Raw genomic sequence first — 18681 nt, forward strand, 5'->3', positions numbered from 1 at the left:
TCTATTTCACCACCATCATCCGAGAGGAAGGAATATTGTTTTCAATCAATTGGGCGAGCGTGTAAATCGTTCCTTGCTTCCCCGTGATTTTATCTCTCGCCGCCTGCGAGAACCCCAGGGCGGCCACTTCCATCTTCTCAGAAACATCCCCTTTCCCCATGACTTTTCCGGGGACGACGAATACCTTGTCCTTGAATCGGATGGCCATCCCATTGAGATGATCCACATTCACTTCCGCCCGGTTGCGGGTGGAAGTTTGGATGAGCGTGGCGAGCGTGCGGAACACATTCTGCTTGGTCTTTTTTCCCTGCTTGTCCAACTGCACCACGAGTTGTCGCGTCATTGGATTGGTTGGTCCGCTTCGTTTCATTTTTTTCACCTGATAATATTCTTTTCTTTTTTTGGCCACCGGGAAATTAGAAAAAGGTTGGCGAAAACCTTTTAGCCGGGAGGTTTCCGAGAAACCTCCCCATGTCCAAACGCCCAAATGGAATTTGGGCATGCACGGGGGAGGATTCGAACCTCCGAAGGCACTAAGCCACCAGATCTTAAGTCTGGCCCCTTTGACCGCTCGGGAACCCGTGCCACAAACTTTTTGGGAAAAAGTTTGATCAAAAACCTTTCCTCTTGAAAAAAGTTTGATCAAAAAACCCTTTCCTTTTGGAAAAAGGCTTAATCAAACAAACTTTTCATTGTGGAATAATCCCGAAGAATTGGCTATCCCCCCGTTTTCTTTTTGGGAAATCTGGGGGGTCAAAACCGCTTCCATCTAGGAAAATGGCTCCGAATCGGTTAAAAGGCGCTAGGGGCAGTGGGTGCCTCTGGCTGGTCACAATCCATCTTTCACCCGGTCGGCGAAGTCTTTTGCTTTGCTTTCCATAATCGAAATGGCCTCTTCTACGAGCTGCCTGGTTGAGAGGGCCCCGGTTCCTTCCATCGTCATGACGAACCCGCTTTCATCTGGGTCGACTTGGATGATTCCCGCGCCACCCACTTCCTCGCAATGCCCGCAGAGGGTGCAGTCGCTCGGTTCCGTGATGCTGATCTTCTTTCCTTTCATTTCAATGATGTTCACGGGACAGCTCTTCACCAGCTTTTCTCCCATTTCGGGGGAAATATTCTCATTAATCGTGAATAGGGGTAACATGCGGTAGCCCACGATGGCGGGTTGGTATTTGACATGATCCTTCCCCACCCCCACGACGCATTCCCCTTCCAGCCGAATGTGTTGATCGGCTTTGAGCTTAGCCAGGGGAATCTTTTTGTCCAGGACTTGGATTCCCTCATCCAGGATCTTGATGTCCCCGCTGTACACCGTGCAGGGTCCTTCTGCTTCAAGGGTCATTTTCACTTTGTCTCCCAGTTTGTAGGATTTGGGATCCATGGAAATAGGAACCAGTCCCAATCGGTGTCCTATGAATTCGTCGAATAACACCCCATTGTTTTCATAGATACTCAGTTCCTCAATGGCGAGCGTAGGTACTTCAGACATGATGATGCGGCGCAAGGCGTTCATCGTCGCCAGATTTGTCCCTTTGACCAGGAGTTGGGTTCGGCTCCCTTTCTCCGACAAAACTTTTATCACGTTTCTCGCCATGTTCATTCCCTCTTAGACCTTTTTGCTCCGGTGTTTTTTCTTCTTGCGTGTCCCATCATGGGGAACAGGGGTTACATTCTCGATGGAAATAATCCGCATCCCATTCCGTGTCAAGCTCCGGATGGCGGCTTCGGCTCCCTGCCCGGGATTGCGGGGTCGGATGCCCCCTTTCGCGCGCACTCTCACGTGGACTTGGTCGATGCCTTTTTCCCGTGCTTTCTGCGCGATGGTTTCGGCGATCTTCATGGCGGCATAAGGGCTTCCTTCTTTGTGTTGGGTCTTGATAACCACTCCCCCTGAGCACTTGGCAAGGGTTTCCGCTCCCGTCACATCGGTGAGGAGCATAATCGTATTGTTGTGCGTCGCGAACACGTGGATCAGTCCTATTTTGTCGTTGGCCATGGGGGTTCACTTCCCTTCCTCGGTGGCGTCGGCTGCTTCGGGAGATACAGGAGCTTCTCCTTCTTCTCCGACTAATGGGGTTTCAACCCCTTGGGGTTCGCCGCGGGCTTCCGCGAATTCATTCTCCAATTGTTTCCGGTCCTTCTCTTTCCCATCCGGGGATAGGAGAATCATGGGCTTCCCATAGTAGGCCAGGGCGACCTCTTCATCCTTGGTTACAACATAGGAGGGAATCGTCACTTTCTTTCCATTCAGGGAAATGTGTCCATGCGTGATGAATTGGCGGGCTTGTTTGGAGGTGTTGGCCAGGCGCTTGCGCCACACCACGGTTTGGAGGCGTCGTTCGAGGAAGCTGTCAACCGTGAGGGAGAGCACATCATTGAGCGTGGGTTTTCCCCGCATGATGCCCAGTTTAATCATGTTGTCTAAAAGTTCTTTCTCCCGGGCCGGTCGTTCTTCTAGAGGGAGGGCCAGCACCGCTTTGGCGTTGGCGCGTTTCTTCCGTAATATGGCTTCGACCCGTCGGAGTTCTCGCTTATTGGTCAAGCCGTAGGAATCGACCATCTGTCGCTCGTGTTCCAGAATTTTCCGGTCCCACGGTTTCTTGGGGCTCCCATATTTCTTTTTCAAGTGTCGCGGATCACCCATAAAATATCACTTCTTCTCTCCCTTCGTGGCGGGAGCCTCTTTCTTCTTATCCACACCCACCGAGGCGCCTCGTTTTCGTCCACTCGTCTTGGTGCGTTGCCCGCGTACGGTTAGTCCGAGGGAGTGTCGCACGCCTTTGTAGGAGTGCAATTTCTTCATCGTCTGCAAATCATTCCGGATGGCGAAATCCAGGTCGTTCATGACGAGATGGCCATCTTTTCCGGCAATGGCTTGGCGGCGATTAACAGCCCACAGGGGCACCTGATGGAGCAGTGGGTTCAGCACGATCTGTTCGAGGTGGGCATCCATGTCTTCTGGGAGTTCCCCGATCTTAGTCAAGTGGGATACGTGGTGCACCCGTTCGAATTCATAAGCGAGGATGCGTGCCATGCGCGTGCCGATCCCCTTGATCTCGGCGAGGGCGTGATAAATAGGTTTGTTCCCATTCAAGTCGCGTCCGGCGATACGCACGATATATCGGTTCTCAGCCATAACTATTCATTTTCCCCCTAATTCCCCTTCAACATGTCGGTGATATCTTTATGCGTATAATCGGCGGCCAGTTTTACTTTCTTCTCGGTTGGGATGAGATGACGCACATTGCATTTCCTTTTGGTCCGCGCTCCTTCCGCTAATACGAATCCATCTTTCAATGCTCCGACGACGACTATTTTTTTCCCCGCGTCTCTCCCAGAGGATTTGTAACAAACCCGGCCTATTTCAAAAAGGGTCATGCGGCTTCCCTCCGGAGGAGGTGATCGACATACGGTTGAAGGGGCAGATCTACATCGCCTATGGTTTTCTTTCCCGCGGCCACGAGGGCCATTTCATGCACCACGCGCCTTCGCGCCTTTGTTCCCAGGATGCCTCCAAATGGAACAGAAGGTCGGCGATGGGTCTTGGCGAGCTTGCTCATCTTTTTAGGATTCGTCCCATGGGGAACGCCATGCAGCACTTCATTGGTGAGGGCAGAGCGGAGTATTTTTCGTTTTTTATCGCGAACTACCATTCGGGTCCCTTTGGCGGTCTTGCGGAACCCGCGGAGTTTTCGTCGATCGGATTTGTTGGGCATGGTTTTTCACGTTCCAGATAATATCTTCTTTTCCGCGCGGTCTTCATATAGGGCGAGCACGCGGTTCACCGTAAAACTGATGATCAAGCTGCAGAGCATATACCACCAGAACCAATCCGCCTGATCCCACACGAGGGTGAGGGGGAAAAACAGATCGATTTTGGCTTCATGATATATGCTGGTGGCGAATACGAACAGCGGCAGCACGACGAGGATAGATCCAATCATCATCTTGGGCATGTGTTTCATGCTCTTGGTGGTGAGTTCCATCATCTCGCGTTGGACGCGGTCGATTTCGTCTTTGCTGGCCCCTCCTTTTTTCAATAGTTCCCGGTGCTCCTGACTCTTGGCTTTCATCTCTTTCTGATTTTTCCTGAATTCCTTCCGGTCGATCAGCACGATTTGCAGGATTTGAGATACGAATACGATTGCGCCCGCAATCAACACCAAATCCACGCCCGCATTGATTAACATCGTGTTTTAGACGAAAAACCCCCTTTTTCCAGGTGAAAAGGCAGGTCCTCGTCACCTACACCCCCTGGGGAATGTTTTAAAAGGTATCAAGGGTTCCGCGTCGTTCCTCCTATTTTTCCCCGAAGAATCCTTTGAGGGCGGGGTGCAGGTCCATGAGCTGCGCCTTCGCCAGTTCCTCGTATAACCGATACACGATCCCCACGGTCAGCAAAACCCCTGTTCCGGAAACCAGGGAGGCCGTGGTGATATCCGAGAGGCCCGCGAGGAGTCCTACGAAAATGGACCCCAATATGGTGACGTGGGGGATGTATCGGTCCAACACCTTCTGCATGATTCTTGGATCCCGTCTGAAACCCGGGATGCTCATCCCACTCCTATCCAGTTGTTCGGAGACCGCTTTGCTTCCCTGTCCCCCTAATTCGATCCAGAATCGTCCAAAAACAACACACGCTCCCACGAGGAGGAGAATATAGACTAACGCCTGCAGCACCTCCATTCCCGTAGAAGAAGTAATTCCGAGTGTCAACAGCCCCTCCAGGAGAGAAAATCCTCCCCCCACTTGGGGGTAGCTGGTGGCCCATGCGAGGCCGGAGGTAATGGTGTTCGCCACCGGGATGCTTTGGGTGATGGCCGCCCATAATTGGATGTTGGCGAACAGGGCAGCCGCCAGGATAACCGGCATGTTGCTCACATAGAGGAGTTTAACCGGAAATCTTCCTCCCGCCCCGGTTTGCCCCATGGCGATGGGAATGTTCACATGCATCCCTTCTGCGAATACGATGACGAGGAATATGAGTAGCACGAATATGATGGGTAGAAAACCCACGAAGGCCTGGTAGGCGTTTCCTTCCAGCAAAGCCTGGCCGATGGTGAAGATACGTCCTGCGCTCCCGAAGGCGTCCGCGGGCCGGAATACTTGCCAGAAGAATCCTTGCGACACCCCTCCGGCGATGAACAATCCTATTCCGCTCCCAATCCCCCACTTACTGACTAACTCATCCAAGTACATGAGGATAATGCTCCCCACCGCGATCTGTAGAACAACGAAAAGGAACATCCCTGGGGCTGCCGTGAGAAACCCCACTCCCTGCACTCCGAATCCCAAGAAGGCCGCTCCCTCGAAGAAGGATAGGATAATAGCCAACAGTTTCTGAGCCGCCGTGAACCGGGCTTTGTTCTCTGGAATGGATAGGTCAATCTTCAAAAATCCGCCGCCCACCAATAGTTGGAGAATGATGGAAGCCAGGACAATCGGCCCAATCCCCACCGTGATCAGGGATCCAATATCCGAGGCCAGGATGGTCTGCAGGGCTTCCGATTGGACCTCGGATTCTCCCGTCAGCCCAATGAGGGCTACTTGCCCCATGGCGAAGAATAGGATGAGGGCGAGGGCGCTGTAAATCAGGCGTGTCTTGAGCGTGGGAGTGGTTTCGGGCCGTCGCACTTCGGGAAGGAGCTTGAGGATTGGGTCTAATCGTTCGAAGAAGCCGCTCATGGGCTATCTCCTTCCCCCGCCACAGGGTCTGCGACTTTCGTCTCGCCCGTGCCGGATTCGAATCCTTCTTCTATCTCTCCGTCCGCGCCTTCTATCTTGGTGCGCGCTTTCTCGGATACGCGTATATGTTGAACGTAAATGGGGATACCTATTTCTCCTCCCCCGAGTAATTTGGATATTCCCACGCGCCGCCCATCCACGATGAGCATCCCCTCTTCTTCTTTGACCCATCCTTTCTCTTTCCACCCGGGCAAGGCGGCGGCGACCTGGCCCACGTTCAAAGCTTTCCCTTTGGGTTGGCCTTTCAATCGTACTTTCTGTCCGAATGTCTGCCAGTATTTGGAGAACTTGTGCTTTTGGCTTCCCGCTCGTCCTCTTCCACCCCTATTTCCCGCGCCCCGGTTGTTCTTGGTGTTCCCATGTCCATGCGTGCGTTTCCCGAGCTGGGTGCGGTTTCTCGTTTTTTGGCGGCGTACGACCATATTCTTTCCCTCACATCATCGACTGGACCAGAGAATCAATTCCATTCGTATAGGGTCCCAGCGACCCTCCCACCCGGGTGGATTTTTTAATGCCTTTCCTGGCAAATCCCCCTCGAGGGGCATTCAGCCTGAAAACGGGTTTGATTCCTAAGGCTATGAGCGTGATTTTTTCTTCCGCAATGGCTTTCCCCGCTTCCTCGAAGGAGGCAAGGTGATGCTGTTTCAGCCAGTCGTCCGTTACCCGTAAGTCACCTGGCCTTCGACCCCGTTTGGCAAGCAATTGGGCGATGGTCTCCGGGGCTATTTTCCCATACCCGATGTAATCCTTCACCTTGTGGATCATTCCTTTCGTCACCGGGTTATCGGGCACCAGCACTAAATGGTTTTTCCGGTCGAGCTGGAGCAAGTCCAATGTCTTTCGTATGTCGTGACGCACGTCCTTCAAACCCCGAATGCGGATGAGGGCGAGCATCAGGTATTCCCTCCCGTGGCAGCGAATTTTCGTTCTATGTCCGGGGAGATGCGCACGCGATTCAATCGTTCAAGGGCATTATAGGCAGCCCGCACGAAGTTGAGTTTGGTGTCGCTCGACCCTCTAGTTTGTCCCCAAACATCCGTTATTCCGGCGAACCTGAAAACATCCTGGATCTGCTGCCCCACCACTAAACCGGTGCCCCGGGGGGCGGGGTGCAGGGTGACGCGCACACTTCCCGAACGTCCGGTCACCTTGAATGGAACACTCCGCGTAGTCTTAGAGAAATCCTCCCAGCTCCCTGAGCCGGTGCGCACGGGCATGAGGTTCATCTTGGCATTCCGCGTGGCTTTCCGAATGGCTGGGAACCTTTCCTTGTCCGAGCCCATGCCCAATCCGATATATTTCTTCCCATCCCCCACCAGGACGAAAGCAGAAAAGTTGAACTTCCTTCCAGAAGAACGGACATAGGCTGTTTTTCGGGTGTCAATGAGCTTGTCCATGAGATCAGGGATGAGGAGGTCCACGATGGGTTCTTCCTTAATGGGGAGGTTGCGGGCCCACAGCTCTTCCATCGTCGAAATATCCCCCTGTTTCACTAGGCGCCCAGCTTCCGTCTTGGGGTTCCAGTCCAGCAATGCCTGTTGCCGCATCTCCTCTCCCCGGGTCATCGCGGGGGTCGGGGTGTCCCCATCCACGGGGGTTTCCCCTCGCCGGGGACTGATTCCACGTCGGGAATCTCCTCCCCCGCGTCGGGGTCCTTTTCCAATAGGTTTTCGTCGATCGTTTCTCATGACTTCAACCCCATTTCAATCTGCTGCTTGGCCCGTTCCACCATGCGTGAGAATGCGGGCCAATCCCCATTCTTCTTGGCGTATGTGGAGAACTGCACCGTATGCTTTTTAGACGCCTCGTGTCCCGCGAAGGCTTCGATGTGCTGCCCCTTCAGACGGGATTCGGCGGGGAAAGCGTCCGGGTTAGCGGGAATATTTATCCCTGCGTCGCGGAGGCCTTTCACCGTGGCAAATAAACGGGTGCCCCGGATGGGGCGTTGCACCCCAATGTCAATGATGGCGGCCTTCCCTTCTTTCCCCAGAAATTTCTTTCCCGCGAGATACCCCACCAAGTAAGCGGCGGGAATATTTCCCCCATGCCCCGTGTAGGCATACGTGGATAATTCCCCCGTATGAGCGGCTGTGATAACATGATCCATTCCCTTTTCGGATCGGACGAATTGTACGCGCACGTGGTTGGTGCTTTTCCGGATGACCGCGCGCACGGCTCCGCTTTTGAGGAAAGCGAGCCGTTTGGTATAATTGGTGCGCCCTTCCCGTCGCCGTCGGAAGGAGGTTTGGAACGTGCTCGTCTTGGTCATGCCTTTTCCTCCTTGGCAATAGTCTCGAGGTGGCGTTTTCCTCGGAACACGTTCCCTTTGACCTGGCGGTAGAGTTTAGCGTAATTTCCTTTCAGCTCGCCACTGGTTCGCATCTCGCGCAGTTTTTTGCGGAGGGATCGGACGCGGGCGATCCATTGCTTCTTGGGTTGTGTCCGCGCTTTCTTGGTGCCGGTGCGTTTCCCCATGCCTGATTTGCGTCCTTTCCTTTTCTTGGCGTGCAGGATGCGTGCACCTCCGCGGGAATGATAATGGTCTTTCCGCTTGCGCACGATGCGCTGGGCGACCAGTTTGCGCACGTCATCCCGGGTCATGGCTTCCGTGGCGGGCTTTATTTCCGTGGGGTTGATCCAGATCTTGCTTTCTCCCACATCCAGGATGTCGGCGGCCATGCGTTTGAGTTTGCGTGGATTCATCAGGCATCCTCCGTCAGTTCAATACCTTGATCTTCTTTTCGTTCGCATAGGTGATGAGCTGGATGCGCTTTTTCCGGCCCACCGTAGCGGCGATGCGGGCCGCTTGAGTCTTTCCCAGGCTATCCAACTCTTTCTTCGTGGCGACCCGCACCTCGTCGTACCCGGAAGGGTGTTTTCCCCGAATGGTTTTGGGCATCCGATACCCGGTTTGGGGGTAGGCTCCATCATCTTTGCGGCGCAGGATATCAATGCCCCGGGGCTTGCGCCACTTGTCAAATTTAGGATTGTTTCGCGTGCGCAGGTTCTTTTTTCCAAACCGTCCCCAGAAAACGGGTTTCCATTTTCCAATGAGATCTCCCTGGATGGCCTTTATCGTATCTTCTGTGCGCACCTTCTCTTTTTTCACCCATGCGTCCTTTTTCCCTTTTTTCTTGACGGTTTTTTCCACCCCTAATTTCTCGTCCTTTTTTGCCCCTTTCTTCAATTCTTTTTTATCATTAAGAGTGGGTTTAGCGGGGTCGGTAGCCGTTTTTGTTCCTTCAGGAATTGCTGTTTTTGTTTCTGATTGGGACATATTCTCACCGATAGATTTACTTTTGATGGAAACAGGCTTCGATGTCTTTTGATCCGTTTGGGTTTGGCCGGCTGGCTGATTGGGGCGAGCATTTTTTTCCGGCGCGACAGGCGAGTTGGCTGGAATATTGGTTTCGTCGGTCATGCGGGGGTCCCTTTGCTCGTGATGTAAATCCCATCCTGGAATACGCGTTGGTCTTTTTTCGTGTTGCGGCAGGCATTCTCGATGTTGGCGGCGGTCTGGGAGACCGCTTCCACATTGTTGCCAGTGATGGTGATTAATTTTCCCTTCACATCCACTTTAGTATTATCCCCCACGATCCGGGCGAAGCGGGGGTTTTTCTCTCCCAGATAATTAGCTATTTCAAGCGTCCGTTCCTTCACCTTCACATTCATGGGGAAGTGGGAGTGGACAATGGCCAGGGTGTACACATAGGGGGTTTGCAACCCGTGGATGAGATTCTTGATATGCGATTCATACGTTCGGAGGATGGCCAGGGTCTTCCGTTTGGTGTTGAGGGGGGTGAGGATAATGGCTTCTCCTTCCACTTTCACCTCAACCGATGGCTCGCGCAGGATCTTGAGGGTGGAGGTATTTCCTTTGGTAAAGGTAAGCGTTCCCCCCTCGTAGTGGGCGGTGGTGCCTGCGGGCAGCCGGGTGGTGATGATCTGTTCTCCCATATAATTATCCATCCTGTTCGGAAACCTTTTTAGTAGACGTAGGCCAGGAGCCTCCCCCCGATAGCCTTAGCTTTAGTCTCATCGTGCGCCAACACCCCTTGGGAGGTGGACACGATGATCGTGCCCATGTCCTTGGCGGGCAGGTATCTTTTCTCAAACCGTTCGAAGTCATTCCGTTTCACCGCATACCGGGGCTTGATCGCGGCCACTTGATTGATGCGTCCGATGAGTTCAATTCGGTAGAGGCGTTTGTTTCCTTCCTCGACTGGTTCGAAATGACCCACGTACCCTTTCGCCTGGAGGACGCGTAATATTTCTCCCAGGAGGCGGGACGCTGGTTTGAGGAGGATTGTTTTTTTGGAGGCGTTTTCGCTGTTTCGGATGTGCGTCAGCGCGTCGGCCAGGGTGTCCATTTGTGTCATGTTCCGTCTCCTCCTCACTCGTACTTCTTGAATCCCATCATGGGGGCGAACTCTTTGAAGCATCGTCGGCATAAGTCAACCCCATATTTGCGGATCAGGCCCTTGTTGTTTTTGCAGTTTTTGCAGAAGGGTCGCGGCCGCTTTTTTTTCTCTTGCTTCATCCGTTGTTTGGCCTCATTCATCTCAAACCACCTTTGCCCCGAATGTTTCATTCATGAACGTCATGGCATCCTCTTTGGTGATGCGGTGATGTTTTCCCACTTTCCCGGGTCGAAGGGCGCGGCGTTTGATGCGGTATCCTTTCCGTTCCAGGGTCACCAGGACATCGAAACCCCGGATTCCCATCTTGGGATCATATTTGATTCCGGGGAGATCGATATATTCCCTGATCCCAAACCCAAGGTTCCCATTTTTGTCGAAATTGCGTTTGGTGAGTGTGTTCTCTTTGGCGACGAGGGCGTTTTTGAGGAATGCTTCCGCTGTTTTCTTGCGAAGCGTGGTTTTCACCCCGATGGGAAGGCCTTCCCTTATTCCCCACGCGGGAATCTTCACTTTGGATTTGGTCTGCACCACTTTCATACCCGTTATCTTGTGCAGAATTTCTCCTGCTTTCTTGAGGGGTTCCCCTGTTTCCCCCACCCCCATGTTGACGGTGACCTTTTCGATGCGTATCCCCCGCATGGGATTATCTGTTTTCATGGCGCTTCCTCCTCAGAGGAAATAGGGATGAGGGGGTTCGTTTCCTGTATCCATCCCGCCGTCGTCTCATCGATGACCATGATATTGCGTATCGTCGTCTGGAATTTCTCTTTTCCCTCGGCCAGATTCACTAATTTCTTCCGTTTCATCGTGCCGGGCACTATTTCCTCCACTTTCGCCACTTCCCCGACGTGGGTCCCCCCAATGATAAACACGCGACTCCCTTTCTGTAGGGGGAGATGTTCCCCCATCACGTGTCCGTCTTTCATCTGGACAATAACCGAATCGTCCACTTTCATGAGAACGTCATTATTCGGCGAATAGACATACCCATCCTGCGTCTGGACAAGGATTTTGTTCCCTTTCACCCTAGTTTTTCTAACGATTTTCACTGGCTTCTGGCCCGCTCGATCAGCCGGGGTTTCACGGGTCATTAACCTCCCTTTCCCGTCCAGGAGGAGGGTGTATTGCTTCTTCACGGTGGGGATGGAAATGATGTCAAACAACCCCACGGGATACCGATATTCCTTCCGGGGGATAGTGTCCACGTGGATGTTTCCCGCGGATATAATTTGGCGGGCCTCCCGGAGCGTGCGGGCTATTTTCAGCAGATCGCGCACCACGAATCCCAGGGGCACGCTGGTTTCCCGGGTATATCCTCCCGAATTCTGTCGGATGGCCCACACGTGTCTCTTCCTCTGGAGATGACGGATGGGGGCGACGGCGAGGCGCTTCTGTTTGGTGGGGTTTCCTTTCTTAGCCATATTTTCTTCACTCCCTTTTTCCTTCCGTGATCAGGGGATTCGGTATCATCGTCCTGCTCTCATCCTTATTTGGAACGGAGGGTTTTTCCTTCTTGTTTATGGAAGAAATTCCTTTCCCTTTGGTTTCCGTCGCTGGGGCTTTTCCTCGCTTGGCATGGGAGAGGCGACGTTTATCCTTCCCATCCATCCCGGTAACAAGGAGATTACTAGGTTTGAATCCAACGAAGGCCTCTTTCCCATCGGTCTTCTTGTGAGTGAATCCCTGCAAAAACACCTTGTTCCTTTTGGAGTCAACCTGCGTCACATTCCCTGTTTTTCCTTTGTAGTCCCCGCGCGCCACCTTCACCGTGTCGCCCACTCGAAGGGGGAGGGCGCGCGTCTTATGCTTCTGCCTCAGTTCCTTGGAGAGGGGGGCGGCCATCATACGGTGGTGCGTGCGTTGGTCGGCCTCATACCAGATTAGGCGTTGTTTGCGGGGGTTGATCGATGCCATGTTGCTTCACCTACACGATTCCTGCTGAGATTCCAGCTATTTTGGGGTAGCGTTCCCCCACTTCCTTGGCCACAACCCCCTTGATCTCGGAGGCTTTGGGCAACCCTTTGTCGTCTACGAGAACAACGGCATTATCTTCAAACTTGATCCGCGTGCCATCCGGGCGGCGGCATTCTTTTTTTGTCCGCACGATCACCGCGCGTTCAACCTTGCTGCGAATCTGGGGTTTACCCGTTTTCACCACTACATTAACTAAATCCCCTAATCCTGCCGATGGCTGCATACGTTTACGGGCAGTGTGGCGGAACACCGATATGATCTCCACCTCTTTCGCTCCCGAGTTGTCGGTGCAGATGCATCGGGATTTCTTGGTTAATCCTTTGGTGATGGAGGCGCTCAGGGCTTTCATTCTTTTTCCTCCGGCTTTTCCTTTTCCATTTGCTTAGCGCGCACGTGCATCCCTTCCGTCATATCCTCATGGATGATTTCCCCGCGCGTGTGACCTATAATCTCGGTGACCAGGAAATTCTTGGTCTTGCTGATCTTCCGCGTTTCACCTATGCGAACGATATCATTCTCCTTGGCGTTGATCCATTCTGGATTGTGGGCGTGGATCTTGGATTTGACCTTCTTGTACCGTTCAAACTTCCGGCTGTAGGCCACGGATTCCCTCAATATGGTAACGGTTTGGGGGGTCTTAGCCGCGATCACGCGCCCTACGAATTCGCTTCCGCGGACACGCAGATTGGCGGCCTTGCCGGTTCGCAGGGGACTCTTTTTCTTAGGCATCAGCGGTTCCCCCATAGTGCTTTCAATCGTCCCACCGGGGAATACAATAGGTTTTTCCCTTCCAGTATCACCTGTTCATCTCCCAGGTTGAAGGCAAATATGCTTTCATTCTTGGGAACCATTTTGATCCCTTTCTCCGTTTCCACAGTGAACGTGCGTTGGGTTTCGTCCACGATTTTCCCTTCTATCTTCCCTTTATTCGGGTCGCGGCTGGTGACCACATGAACGTTTATTCCAATGAGTTCGTGGACCGGAAGGCGTTCCGGGGTGATGATGTATTTTTTCCCTTTAATCATATATTGAACTCTCCTTGAATCCTTCTGCTAGCAATACCTTTTTCACTTCTTTCCTATGGTTCCCCTGCAATTCGATGCGGGTCTTGTCCAATGTTCCCCCGCACGCGAGTTTGCTTTTGAGCACTTTCACCATTTCCTTGGCGACCTCGGGTTCCAAACCTTCCACAATAGTAATGTATTTCCGGAACCGGCGTTGTTCCAGACGGATGGTTATTTTTTGGCTTTCCTTGGCGATTTGTCCGCAGACACAGATGTTTTTGGGCAATCCGCACGTGGCACATATGCTTTCCATGCTCAGGTCTTCACCTCGTTCCCCGAAGACGGGGTTTTCATCCCCTTCTCCTTCTGGATGGTTAGTATTCGCGCAATCTGCACCCGGATGGTGCGGGCTTTCCCGGGGTTCTCCGGGCGCGTGTTGGTTGACTTAACCGCCTGTTCCTTGGCGAGGGCGTTGCGCAGCTCCTTCAATTTGAGAGCCGCCTCATCCTTCCCCATGGCGCGGAGGTCATTGAGGCGCTTATTCATGCCGCATCCTCCTTTTTCTCTTCCGGCGTATGAGTTTCCTCGATGGTCTTGGGTGGAATAGGGGGTTCCGTAGTTTCAGGAGTTGGGGTGCTCACATCAACGTCCGCAATAGCAGGGGTCGTTTTCTCTTCAGAGGGGGGTGGTTCACTTATGATGGAAATATTTTGGTTCGTCACGGACTCTTTTTCTCCCGTTTCCTCGGTTGGGGGTTGAGATGGGGAATTGTCTTTCTTCTTTCGGGGCTTGCGGGCTTTGGTTTCCACCTTGGGGTTTGGTGATGGAAGGGCCTGTGATTCCGCCACTCCTTTTATCGGAACGGATTCATTTTCAGGAGTGGGAGAGGTGGTTTCCGGGGTAGGCGTGTCTTCCCCTTGTGGAGGGGTTTCCACAGATGTTCCTTCGGGGGCGGCGGCAAGGGTTTTCCGCGCGGCAAGGAGCGGACGAATGTCCACTTTGTCAGGAAAATAGGTTCCAGGGGCGATGATGCGAACCGTCAGTCCGATGGCACCAACCTTGGGATACATGGTGACTTTGGCTTCGTCCACACGGAAGCGTTGTTCGCCCACTTTTTTCATGTAGCCCTTGGCAAATCGTACTTGTCGTTTCCGTCCTCCTTTCCCAGCCAGCTTTCCGGATAAAACGATTTCCACTCCCTCGGCGCCCGCGCGTTCAATATCCGAGAGGGTGCGGAAAGCAACACTTCTCCAGGTGAATCCGCGTTCGATGGAGTTCTTCACGCGATCCGCCACACTCTTGGCGTCCAGATCGGGGTTGGCGATTTCCCGTATTTCAAGCTGGGGGTTGTCTACTCCATAATTCTTCTGGATGGCATCGGTGAGGGAGCGGATGTTCTGTCCCCCTTTTCCTATTGCTAATCCCGGTCGCGAGACATTTACGATGATGCGAGTTACCAAGGGTGTTTTCACCATCTCAAAACCCGTGAACCCGGCGCGGCCGAGCTCGCTCTTGAGGTACTGGTGGAGTTGCACCTTCTTCAGTCCCTGTTTGACGAATGTCTTTTCGATCATGCCTTCACCTCGGCCACCACGATTTCAATATGCGTGCTTTTTTCCTTTCGGTTCTTTCCTGAAATCCGTCCTTGGGATTGGCTGGACTGCCTCCGGAACCCGATGCACGCCGTAGCATGGATGATTTTCAACTTGTCGCGATCCAATCCCTTCACGTCCGCATTATGCCGGACGCTCCCTAAGAGTTTCAGCCAGGCCATACTGGCCCTCACCGGATACCGCCCCCCTTTCGTCCCCTCCATGGCATTCCCTTTCCGGTGGGGGACTTTTTTGTGGTAGATATGTAGAGGCAAGGGGGTCTGCTGTTCCGCCACCCGGTCCAAGAGCTGCAGGGCATTCCCGATCATTCTCCCCTTGATGGTTCGGCTGATCTCGAGGCTGTATTTCATGCTGATGGGAACGTTCGTGGAATAGGCCCGGGCCATGCGGGTGGGGTCGTAGGTTCCAGCATAGTTGTAGGTGCGTTTGGTCATTGTTTCTTCCTCACTTCGATACCGCCGAGCTGGATTTCGTGGAACCCAACCCTGCCTTTCCATGGGTGATTCGTTTGCGTGTCAGGACATATTCCCCGAGGCGATGGCCCACCATCTCGGGTTGGATCTCGACGATGTCGAATGCATTTCCCTTGTGCACGGCAAACTTCAACCCTACCATCTGGGGGAGGATGACAAATTGTCTTTGGTGCGTCCGCAATGGTTTGATGGGGGGTTTCCCTTGCAGGGTCAATTCCCGTGCTTTCATTATTTTTTTGACGAACAGTTGGTCCATTCCCCGGGTAATTGAGCGTCGCGCACGGGATGGCACGATTTTGGCAAATTCGTCGATGGGCATCGCCTGCATCTCTTCAACGGTTTTTCCTCGGTATAGTATCTCTTTGGCCATAAGTGTGCGTTCACCTTCAGTTCTTCTTTCTCCGTCCCGTCCGTCTGGATGCAATGGCCCCCACTTTTCGTCCGGCCGGCGCTCCGCGAGCCGTCGACTTGGACTTCCCCGGGTGGTGCTGGCTTCCCCCGAAGGGATGGGCATTTGGATTCATGGCGACTCCGCGGACGATGGCGTGTCGCTTTCGCTTGGCCTTACGCTCATGGTGTTTCTTCCCCGCTTTCATAAATGGTTTTTCGGTTCGGGTGGCGCAGGACACCATGCCAATGGTCGCTCGGGCATCCGGATGCACGTGGATGGTTTTCCCACTGGGGAGTTTCACGAGCACGTGTTTGGCTTCCTTCGTCACAACGACGGCATACCCCCCCGACCCCCTCACCAGTTTTCCCCCATCGCCAGGGCGTATCTCCACATTGCAGATAGGGGCCCCTTCCGGAACGAAGCGGAGGGGGAGGATGTTGCCTATTTCCACTCCCGCGTCTTTCCCGTATTCGATTCGCTGTCCCTGCATCAGCCCTTCAGGGGCAATGATATAAGTTTGAATGCGACCGGGTAATAGTATTTCTCCCAGCACCGCAGTTTTAGTGGGATCGTCCACGAGATCCATAACTTGTCCCACTACCTTTCCGGTGCGCTGGTCGTCAGTGTAAGGAACATACCGCACCCCCGCAACCCCATGGAAGCTGGCGCGAAAGGTGGTGCCGCCTTTCCCGCGGCGCTGGTGAATGAGGCGCTTCCCCATATCAGATGACCCCCAGCTTGGCCGCGAGTTCTTCGGCCTTGTTTTTTTTGTCGAGTTTCACGGTAACTTTTTTCCGACCCTTCATGTCATTAACCACATTCACTTTTTCCACCCGCACCCCATATACTTTTTCAATGAGCTTCTTCACGTCAGTACGCGTGGCTTTTTGGTGGGCAACAAAGGAAATTTTGTTCTCTTTTTCGATGAGCGTAATGGCTTTTTCCGTCATGAGGGGGTATTTCAAATAACCAAAATCTTCCAGTTCGAAAGCGAATCCTTTCGCGGGGGTGGGAACCTTGGCCTTGGCCTCGGGTGGCGCCTTCTTGGCTTCCTGGGCGTGGGCCTTCATCTTTTCTTCCTGTTTGGCGTCCAGGACAGCGGCGCGGTCGACCATGTCAAGCCCCTCCTTGCTTGGTCATCAAACCCGCGAGGGCGCTTTCAGTCCAGATGGTTAGTCTTCCCGCATGGGTTCCAGGGGCCAAATGCGCGGCGTTGAGCGTGCGCATCGACACCACGTCCACTCCCGCTAGATTGCGGGCGGCGCGGGCGATTTTGGGTTGGCCTTCCACAACAATGAGGATGGATTTCTTCTGCTTGTAGGGTTTTCCCCGGTTTTTCATCTTGCCTGCGCGGTTTTTCCTCTGTTTCTTGGCATGGGTGACATCCTCCAGCACATGAAGGGCTTGTAACGCCTCCCTCACATCCTTGGTTTTGGTCAATGCTTCAAATGAATGGTCCACGAGGAGGGGAAAAATGTTTTCATCAAACCGGTGGCCGCGGCGCTTGACCATATCCCTATTCACCGATGCCGCGATGGCGCTCGCAATGGCTTTCTTTCGTTCCTTGGCGTTGATGTATTCTTCCCGCTTGGCCTCCACTTTAGGAGGGTGGGCCATGGGTCCCCCACGGGCTTGTGGTACGGAGGCCACCTTTCCATAGAGGATGCCTCGCCGGTTGCGCATGCGGGGCAGGCGGGCGCGGCCCACATTGATCGTGCGGTACATCGTGGGTTTTCCCCGCACCCCAATGTATTCCGCGGTATTGTTTCGTCCCGAACCCGGTTTCTTTCCCATGGGTTGTAACCGCGAGGATTCCACCGCCAGAACGGCGCGCTTGATGAGGTGCGGCCAGTAGGGGGTGTGAAAAACGGCTGGGAGTTCCAGGTCCTTAGCCTTCTCTCCCTTGTTGGAATAGAGCGCGGGCATCACACGGCCCCCGCAGTAGAGGAGGTAATCGTGATGTTCCCTATCCGATAATCATTCCGGGGTTGGGGCCGAACACACGTGCGCAGTCCGATCAACCGTTTCACGGGTCCGGGAACGCTTCCCGCGAGGAGCATGTATTCATTCTGGATAACCCCATAATGCATGAATCCTGACTTGGGGTTTATTTTTTTGGCATCGTCTGATATTGTGAGGATGCGTTTGTTGAATTCGGTGCGGTTATGATACCCCAATTGTCCCGGTCGGGCCACGGTGAACATGACTGTTTTTGGTCGGAGCGGGGAAATGCTTCCCACCGCCCGGATGTATTTGGCTTTTGGTCGGAATGTTTTAACCCCAAACCGAGCTACCACCCCTCCGAATCCGAATCCGCGGGTCACCGCTCGGACATCCACGTCCTCATTCGCCTCGAATATTTCGCTGACGGCGATGGTTTTCCCCATCTTTTCCTTGGCGTAGGCCAGTTGTTCCTCCACCGTTCCGGATAGGGCTACCTCGGCGATCTCGGCCTTCTTCTTTCCGAATCCCACTTTTTCGGGGTGGGTGTGCACGAGTAGTCGGAGGCAGTGGAGGGCCTCCTTTTGGGTGTCCAATTGTTCAAAAGTGAGTTTTTCTCTAGAAACCGTTTTTTTTTCTGTGTTCCGTTTGTGCGGATATTTTTTCTTGAATGAGGGGATGCGTTTCTGCGCCCCCTTTTCCAGCTTATCAACCGTTAGTTCGCCGTGCGCATGGAGGCCATACGCATTCTTGGTGTAGGCACGGACCCCCCACACCTGTAGGGGAGGGCATTCGATCACCGTGGTGGGAATCTGAATGTCCATGTTCTGTCGTCTTCCTTTGGGATGCTGGCTCTGCGCGAGGACATGGACCATCCCCGCTTTGTAGCCGAAAAAGTTGAGTGGCTTAGTGGGCCCTTCTCCTATTGGAAAGGAGCGGAAGCTCGGCGTTTGTTTGCGTGCACGGACGCGGGGGCGGTAGGCGATGCTCCCCTTCCTTGGGTTGTGCCGGGCTCGGACCATGGGATATCTCTCTATGGATTGGACGCGGAAAATACACCCTAAAAACAGCCTTTGCAGGCGGTATTTACCCCCTTTTGGGAGGGGGCAGTGTACC

The 18681-nt window shown here is 53.6% G+C and carries 33 protein-coding genes and 1 tRNA gene; all 34 read right to left on the reverse strand.

From position 1 onward, the window contains the following. Position 1: 1 nt before the first annotated feature. The gene (locus tag Q8P05_04525; GenBank protein MDP2666731.1) at positions 2–370 is read right to left on the reverse strand and encodes a 50S ribosomal protein L18e; all 369 of its coding nucleotides are present in this window, start codon (positions 368–370) and stop codon (positions 2–4) included. Between the two features lie 131 nt (positions 371–501). Beyond that, positions 502–585, reverse strand: a tRNA-Leu gene (locus Q8P05_04530). A gap of 244 nt (positions 586–829) precedes the next feature. Continuing rightward, complete coding sequence (locus tag Q8P05_04535) at positions 830–1597, reverse strand: DNA-directed RNA polymerase subunit D (protein ID MDP2666732.1); 768 nt, start codon at positions 1595–1597, stop codon at positions 830–832. A 12-nt stretch (positions 1598–1609) separates the two neighbouring features. Next, the gene (gene rpsK / locus Q8P05_04540; protein ID MDP2666733.1) at positions 1610–1999 is read right to left on the reverse strand and encodes a 30S ribosomal protein S11; all 390 of its coding nucleotides are present in this window, start codon (positions 1997–1999) and stop codon (positions 1610–1612) included. A 6-nt stretch (positions 2000–2005) separates the two neighbouring features. Next, a complete protein-coding gene (locus Q8P05_04545; protein MDP2666734.1) occupies positions 2006–2647 on the reverse strand; it encodes a 30S ribosomal protein S4 in 642 nt (213 codons plus the stop codon). Positions 2648–2653: 6 nt separating this feature from the next. Beyond that, positions 2654–3139 (reverse strand): 30S ribosomal protein S13, encoded by a 486-nt coding sequence (gene rpsM / locus Q8P05_04550; protein ID MDP2666735.1) that lies wholly within the window; start codon positions 3137–3139, stop codon positions 2654–2656. Positions 3140–3156: 17 nt separating this feature from the next. Next, on the reverse strand, positions 3157–3381 hold the full coding sequence (locus Q8P05_04555; protein MDP2666736.1) for a 50S ribosomal protein L14e: 225 nt from the start codon (positions 3379–3381) through the stop codon (positions 3157–3159). Beyond that, positions 3378–3719: a 50S ribosomal protein L34e gene (locus tag Q8P05_04560; GenBank protein MDP2666737.1), complete on the reverse strand. Its 342-nt coding sequence runs from the start codon at positions 3717–3719 to the stop codon at positions 3378–3380. Before Q8P05_04560 ends, Q8P05_04555 begins: the two co-directional genes overlap by 4 nt. A gap of 6 nt (positions 3720–3725) precedes the next feature. Continuing rightward, the gene (locus Q8P05_04565) at positions 3726–4193 is read right to left on the reverse strand and encodes an EMC3/TMCO1 family protein (GenBank protein ID MDP2666738.1); all 468 of its coding nucleotides are present in this window, start codon (positions 4191–4193) and stop codon (positions 3726–3728) included. Positions 4194–4302: 109 nt separating this feature from the next. Next, entirely contained in the window at positions 4303–5688 is a 1386-nt protein-coding gene (secY, locus tag Q8P05_04570; protein MDP2666739.1) for a preprotein translocase subunit SecY, read from the reverse strand. Continuing rightward, the gene (locus Q8P05_04575) at positions 5685–6170 is read right to left on the reverse strand and encodes an uL15m family ribosomal protein (GenBank protein ID MDP2666740.1); all 486 of its coding nucleotides are present in this window, start codon (positions 6168–6170) and stop codon (positions 5685–5687) included. The genes secY and Q8P05_04575 overlap by 4 nt, the downstream gene beginning before the upstream one ends. Before the next feature lie 10 nt (positions 6171–6180). Further along, positions 6181–6642 carry a 50S ribosomal protein L30 gene (locus Q8P05_04580; protein ID MDP2666741.1) on the reverse strand — a complete coding sequence of 154 codons (462 nt, stop codon included), beginning with the start codon at positions 6640–6642 and terminating at the stop codon, positions 6181–6183. Beyond that, positions 6642–7436, reverse strand: a complete 795-nt coding sequence (gene rpsE / locus Q8P05_04585) for a 30S ribosomal protein S5 (protein MDP2666742.1) — start codon at positions 7434–7436, stop codon at positions 6642–6644. The genes Q8P05_04580 and rpsE overlap by 1 nt, the downstream gene beginning before the upstream one ends. Further along, positions 7433–8017 carry a 50S ribosomal protein L18 gene (locus Q8P05_04590; protein ID MDP2666743.1) on the reverse strand — a complete coding sequence of 195 codons (585 nt, stop codon included), beginning with the start codon at positions 8015–8017 and terminating at the stop codon, positions 7433–7435. Before Q8P05_04590 ends, rpsE begins: the two co-directional genes overlap by 4 nt. Continuing rightward, positions 8014–8451 carry a 50S ribosomal protein L19e gene (locus tag Q8P05_04595; GenBank protein MDP2666744.1) on the reverse strand — a complete coding sequence of 146 codons (438 nt, stop codon included), beginning with the start codon at positions 8449–8451 and terminating at the stop codon, positions 8014–8016. Before Q8P05_04595 ends, Q8P05_04590 begins: the two co-directional genes overlap by 4 nt. A gap of 13 nt (positions 8452–8464) precedes the next feature. Continuing rightward, positions 8465–9169, reverse strand: coding sequence for an eL32 family ribosomal protein (locus Q8P05_04600; GenBank protein ID MDP2666745.1), 705 nt, complete (start codon positions 9167–9169; stop codon positions 8465–8467). Further along, positions 9166–9717 (reverse strand): 50S ribosomal protein L6, encoded by a 552-nt coding sequence (gene rplF, locus Q8P05_04605; GenBank protein MDP2666746.1) that lies wholly within the window; start codon positions 9715–9717, stop codon positions 9166–9168. Before rplF ends, Q8P05_04600 begins: the two co-directional genes overlap by 4 nt. 17 nt (positions 9718–9734) lie before the next feature. Beyond that, positions 9735–10127 carry a 30S ribosomal protein S8 gene (locus Q8P05_04610; protein ID MDP2666747.1) on the reverse strand — a complete coding sequence of 131 codons (393 nt, stop codon included), beginning with the start codon at positions 10125–10127 and terminating at the stop codon, positions 9735–9737. A 14-nt stretch (positions 10128–10141) separates the two neighbouring features. Then, complete coding sequence (locus Q8P05_04615) at positions 10142–10288, reverse strand: 30S ribosomal protein S14 (protein MDP2666748.1); 147 nt, start codon at positions 10286–10288, stop codon at positions 10142–10144. Between the two features lie 22 nt (positions 10289–10310). Next, complete coding sequence (locus tag Q8P05_04620) at positions 10311–10826, reverse strand: 50S ribosomal protein L5 (GenBank protein ID MDP2666749.1); 516 nt, start codon at positions 10824–10826, stop codon at positions 10311–10313. Further along, complete coding sequence (locus tag Q8P05_04625; GenBank protein ID MDP2666750.1) at positions 10823–11590, reverse strand: S4 domain-containing protein; 768 nt, start codon at positions 11588–11590, stop codon at positions 10823–10825. The genes Q8P05_04620 and Q8P05_04625 overlap by 4 nt, the downstream gene beginning before the upstream one ends. Before the next feature lie 7 nt (positions 11591–11597). Then, complete coding sequence (gene rplX, locus Q8P05_04630) at positions 11598–12083, reverse strand: 50S ribosomal protein L24 (GenBank protein MDP2666751.1); 486 nt, start codon at positions 12081–12083, stop codon at positions 11598–11600. Between the two features lie 10 nt (positions 12084–12093). After that, positions 12094–12492: a 50S ribosomal protein L14 gene (locus Q8P05_04635; protein ID MDP2666752.1), complete on the reverse strand. Its 399-nt coding sequence runs from the start codon at positions 12490–12492 to the stop codon at positions 12094–12096. Then, positions 12489–12872, reverse strand: coding sequence for a 30S ribosomal protein S17 (rpsQ, locus tag Q8P05_04640; protein MDP2666753.1), 384 nt, complete (start codon positions 12870–12872; stop codon positions 12489–12491). Before rpsQ ends, Q8P05_04635 begins: the two co-directional genes overlap by 4 nt. Next, entirely contained in the window at positions 12872–13168 is a 297-nt protein-coding gene (locus Q8P05_04645; GenBank protein MDP2666754.1) for a ribonuclease P protein subunit, read from the reverse strand. Before Q8P05_04645 ends, rpsQ begins: the two co-directional genes overlap by 1 nt. Then, complete coding sequence (gene yciH / locus Q8P05_04650; protein ID MDP2666755.1) at positions 13161–13460, reverse strand: stress response translation initiation inhibitor YciH; 300 nt, start codon at positions 13458–13460, stop codon at positions 13161–13163. The genes Q8P05_04645 and yciH overlap by 8 nt, the downstream gene beginning before the upstream one ends. A gap of 2 nt (positions 13461–13462) precedes the next feature. After that, a complete protein-coding gene (gene rpmC / locus Q8P05_04655) occupies positions 13463–13693 on the reverse strand; it encodes a 50S ribosomal protein L29 (protein MDP2666756.1) in 231 nt (76 codons plus the stop codon). Then, the gene (locus tag Q8P05_04660; protein MDP2666757.1) at positions 13690–14721 is read right to left on the reverse strand and encodes a 30S ribosomal protein S3; all 1032 of its coding nucleotides are present in this window, start codon (positions 14719–14721) and stop codon (positions 13690–13692) included. The genes rpmC and Q8P05_04660 overlap by 4 nt, the downstream gene beginning before the upstream one ends. After that, complete coding sequence (locus Q8P05_04665; protein ID MDP2666758.1) at positions 14718–15194, reverse strand: 50S ribosomal protein L22; 477 nt, start codon at positions 15192–15194, stop codon at positions 14718–14720. The genes Q8P05_04660 and Q8P05_04665 overlap by 4 nt, the downstream gene beginning before the upstream one ends. A gap of 10 nt (positions 15195–15204) precedes the next feature. Then, positions 15205–15603, reverse strand: a complete 399-nt coding sequence (locus Q8P05_04670; protein ID MDP2666759.1) for a 30S ribosomal protein S19 — start codon at positions 15601–15603, stop codon at positions 15205–15207. A gap of 16 nt (positions 15604–15619) precedes the next feature. Beyond that, the gene (locus Q8P05_04675) at positions 15620–16345 is read right to left on the reverse strand and encodes a 50S ribosomal protein L2 (GenBank protein ID MDP2666760.1); all 726 of its coding nucleotides are present in this window, start codon (positions 16343–16345) and stop codon (positions 15620–15622) included. 1 nt (position 16346) lies between these two features. After that, the gene (locus tag Q8P05_04680; GenBank protein ID MDP2666761.1) at positions 16347–16739 is read right to left on the reverse strand and encodes a 50S ribosomal protein L23; all 393 of its coding nucleotides are present in this window, start codon (positions 16737–16739) and stop codon (positions 16347–16349) included. Position 16740: 1 nt separating this feature from the next. Continuing rightward, positions 16741–17550: a 50S ribosomal protein L4 gene (rpl4p, locus tag Q8P05_04685; GenBank protein MDP2666762.1), complete on the reverse strand. Its 810-nt coding sequence runs from the start codon at positions 17548–17550 to the stop codon at positions 16741–16743. Next, a complete protein-coding gene (locus Q8P05_04690) occupies positions 17550–18587 on the reverse strand; it encodes a 50S ribosomal protein L3 (GenBank protein ID MDP2666763.1) in 1038 nt (345 codons plus the stop codon). The genes rpl4p and Q8P05_04690 overlap by 1 nt, the downstream gene beginning before the upstream one ends. Positions 18588–18681 lie beyond the last annotated feature (94 nt).

This window comes from Candidatus Diapherotrites archaeon (genome assembly GCA_030688545.1).
Taxonomy (GTDB): Archaea; Iainarchaeota; Iainarchaeia; order Iainarchaeales; family VGJJ01; genus VGJJ01.

Excerpts from the sequence above, each read along its gene's own strand:
- Q8P05_04525 (MDP2666731.1), bottom strand. The coding sequence starts at position 370 with ATGAAACGAAGCGGACCAACCAATCCAATGACGCGACAACTCGTGGTG.
- Q8P05_04535 (MDP2666732.1), bottom strand. The coding sequence starts at position 1,597 with ATGGCGAGAAACGTGATAAAAGTTTTGTCGGAGAAAGGGAGCCGAACC.
- rpsK (MDP2666733.1), bottom strand. The coding sequence starts at position 1,999 with ATGGCCAACGACAAAATAGGACTGATCCACGTGTTCGCGACGCACAAC.
- Q8P05_04545 (MDP2666734.1), bottom strand. The coding sequence starts at position 2,647 with ATGGGTGATCCGCGACACTTGAAAAAGAAATATGGGAGCCCCAAGAAA.
- rpsM (MDP2666735.1), bottom strand. The coding sequence starts at position 3,139 with ATGGCTGAGAACCGATATATCGTGCGTATCGCCGGACGCGACTTGAAT.
- Q8P05_04555 (MDP2666736.1), bottom strand. The coding sequence starts at position 3,381 with ATGACCCTTTTTGAAATAGGCCGGGTTTGTTACAAATCCTCTGGGAGA.
- Q8P05_04560 (MDP2666737.1), bottom strand. The coding sequence starts at position 3,719 with ATGCCCAACAAATCCGATCGACGAAAACTCCGCGGGTTCCGCAAGACC.
- Q8P05_04565 (MDP2666738.1), bottom strand. The coding sequence starts at position 4,193 with ATGTTAATCAATGCGGGCGTGGATTTGGTGTTGATTGCGGGCGCAATC.
- secY (MDP2666739.1), bottom strand. The coding sequence starts at position 5,688 with ATGAGCGGCTTCTTCGAACGATTAGACCCAATCCTCAAGCTCCTTCCC.
- Q8P05_04575 (MDP2666740.1), bottom strand. The coding sequence starts at position 6,170 with ATGGTCGTACGCCGCCAAAAAACGAGAAACCGCACCCAGCTCGGGAAA.
- Q8P05_04580 (MDP2666741.1), bottom strand. The coding sequence starts at position 6,642 with ATGCTCGCCCTCATCCGCATTCGGGGTTTGAAGGACGTGCGTCACGAC.
- rpsE (MDP2666742.1), bottom strand. The coding sequence starts at position 7,436 with ATGAGAAACGATCGACGAAAACCTATTGGAAAAGGACCCCGACGCGGG.
- Q8P05_04590 (MDP2666743.1), bottom strand. The coding sequence starts at position 8,017 with ATGACCAAGACGAGCACGTTCCAAACCTCCTTCCGACGGCGACGGGAA.
- Q8P05_04595 (MDP2666744.1), bottom strand. The coding sequence starts at position 8,451 with ATGAATCCACGCAAACTCAAACGCATGGCCGCCGACATCCTGGATGTG.
- Q8P05_04600 (MDP2666745.1), bottom strand. The coding sequence starts at position 9,169 with ATGACCGACGAAACCAATATTCCAGCCAACTCGCCTGTCGCGCCGGAA.
- rplF (MDP2666746.1), bottom strand. The coding sequence starts at position 9,717 with ATGGATAATTATATGGGAGAACAGATCATCACCACCCGGCTGCCCGCA.
- Q8P05_04610 (MDP2666747.1), bottom strand. The coding sequence starts at position 10,127 with ATGACACAAATGGACACCCTGGCCGACGCGCTGACGCACATCCGAAAC.
- Q8P05_04615 (MDP2666748.1), bottom strand. The coding sequence starts at position 10,288 with ATGAAGCAAGAGAAAAAAAAGCGGCCGCGACCCTTCTGCAAAAACTGC.
- Q8P05_04620 (MDP2666749.1), bottom strand. The coding sequence starts at position 10,826 with ATGAAAACAGATAATCCCATGCGGGGGATACGCATCGAAAAGGTCACC.
- Q8P05_04625 (MDP2666750.1), bottom strand. The coding sequence starts at position 11,590 with ATGGCTAAGAAAGGAAACCCCACCAAACAGAAGCGCCTCGCCGTCGCC.
- rplX (MDP2666751.1), bottom strand. The coding sequence starts at position 12,083 with ATGGCATCGATCAACCCCCGCAAACAACGCCTAATCTGGTATGAGGCC.
- Q8P05_04635 (MDP2666752.1), bottom strand. The coding sequence starts at position 12,492 with ATGAAAGCCCTGAGCGCCTCCATCACCAAAGGATTAACCAAGAAATCC.
- rpsQ (MDP2666753.1), bottom strand. The coding sequence starts at position 12,872 with ATGCCTAAGAAAAAGAGTCCCCTGCGAACCGGCAAGGCCGCCAATCTG.
- Q8P05_04645 (MDP2666754.1), bottom strand. The coding sequence starts at position 13,168 with ATGATTAAAGGGAAAAAATACATCATCACCCCGGAACGCCTTCCGGTC.
- yciH (MDP2666755.1), bottom strand. The coding sequence starts at position 13,460 with ATGGAAAGCATATGTGCCACGTGCGGATTGCCCAAAAACATCTGTGTC.
- rpmC (MDP2666756.1), bottom strand. The coding sequence starts at position 13,693 with ATGAATAAGCGCCTCAATGACCTCCGCGCCATGGGGAAGGATGAGGCG.
- Q8P05_04660 (MDP2666757.1), bottom strand. The coding sequence starts at position 14,721 with ATGATCGAAAAGACATTCGTCAAACAGGGACTGAAGAAGGTGCAACTC.
- Q8P05_04665 (MDP2666758.1), bottom strand. The coding sequence starts at position 15,194 with ATGACCAAACGCACCTACAACTATGCTGGAACCTACGACCCCACCCGC.
- Q8P05_04670 (MDP2666759.1), bottom strand. The coding sequence starts at position 15,603 with ATGGCCAAAGAGATACTATACCGAGGAAAAACCGTTGAAGAGATGCAG.
- Q8P05_04675 (MDP2666760.1), bottom strand. The coding sequence starts at position 16,345 with ATGGGGAAGCGCCTCATTCACCAGCGCCGCGGGAAAGGCGGCACCACC.
- Q8P05_04680 (MDP2666761.1), bottom strand. The coding sequence starts at position 16,739 with ATGGTCGACCGCGCCGCTGTCCTGGACGCCAAACAGGAAGAAAAGATG.
- rpl4p (MDP2666762.1), bottom strand. The coding sequence starts at position 17,550 with ATGCCCGCGCTCTATTCCAACAAGGGAGAGAAGGCTAAGGACCTGGAA.
- Q8P05_04690 (MDP2666763.1), bottom strand. The coding sequence starts at position 18,587 with ATGGTCCGAGCCCGGCACAACCCAAGGAAGGGGAGCATCGCCTACCGC.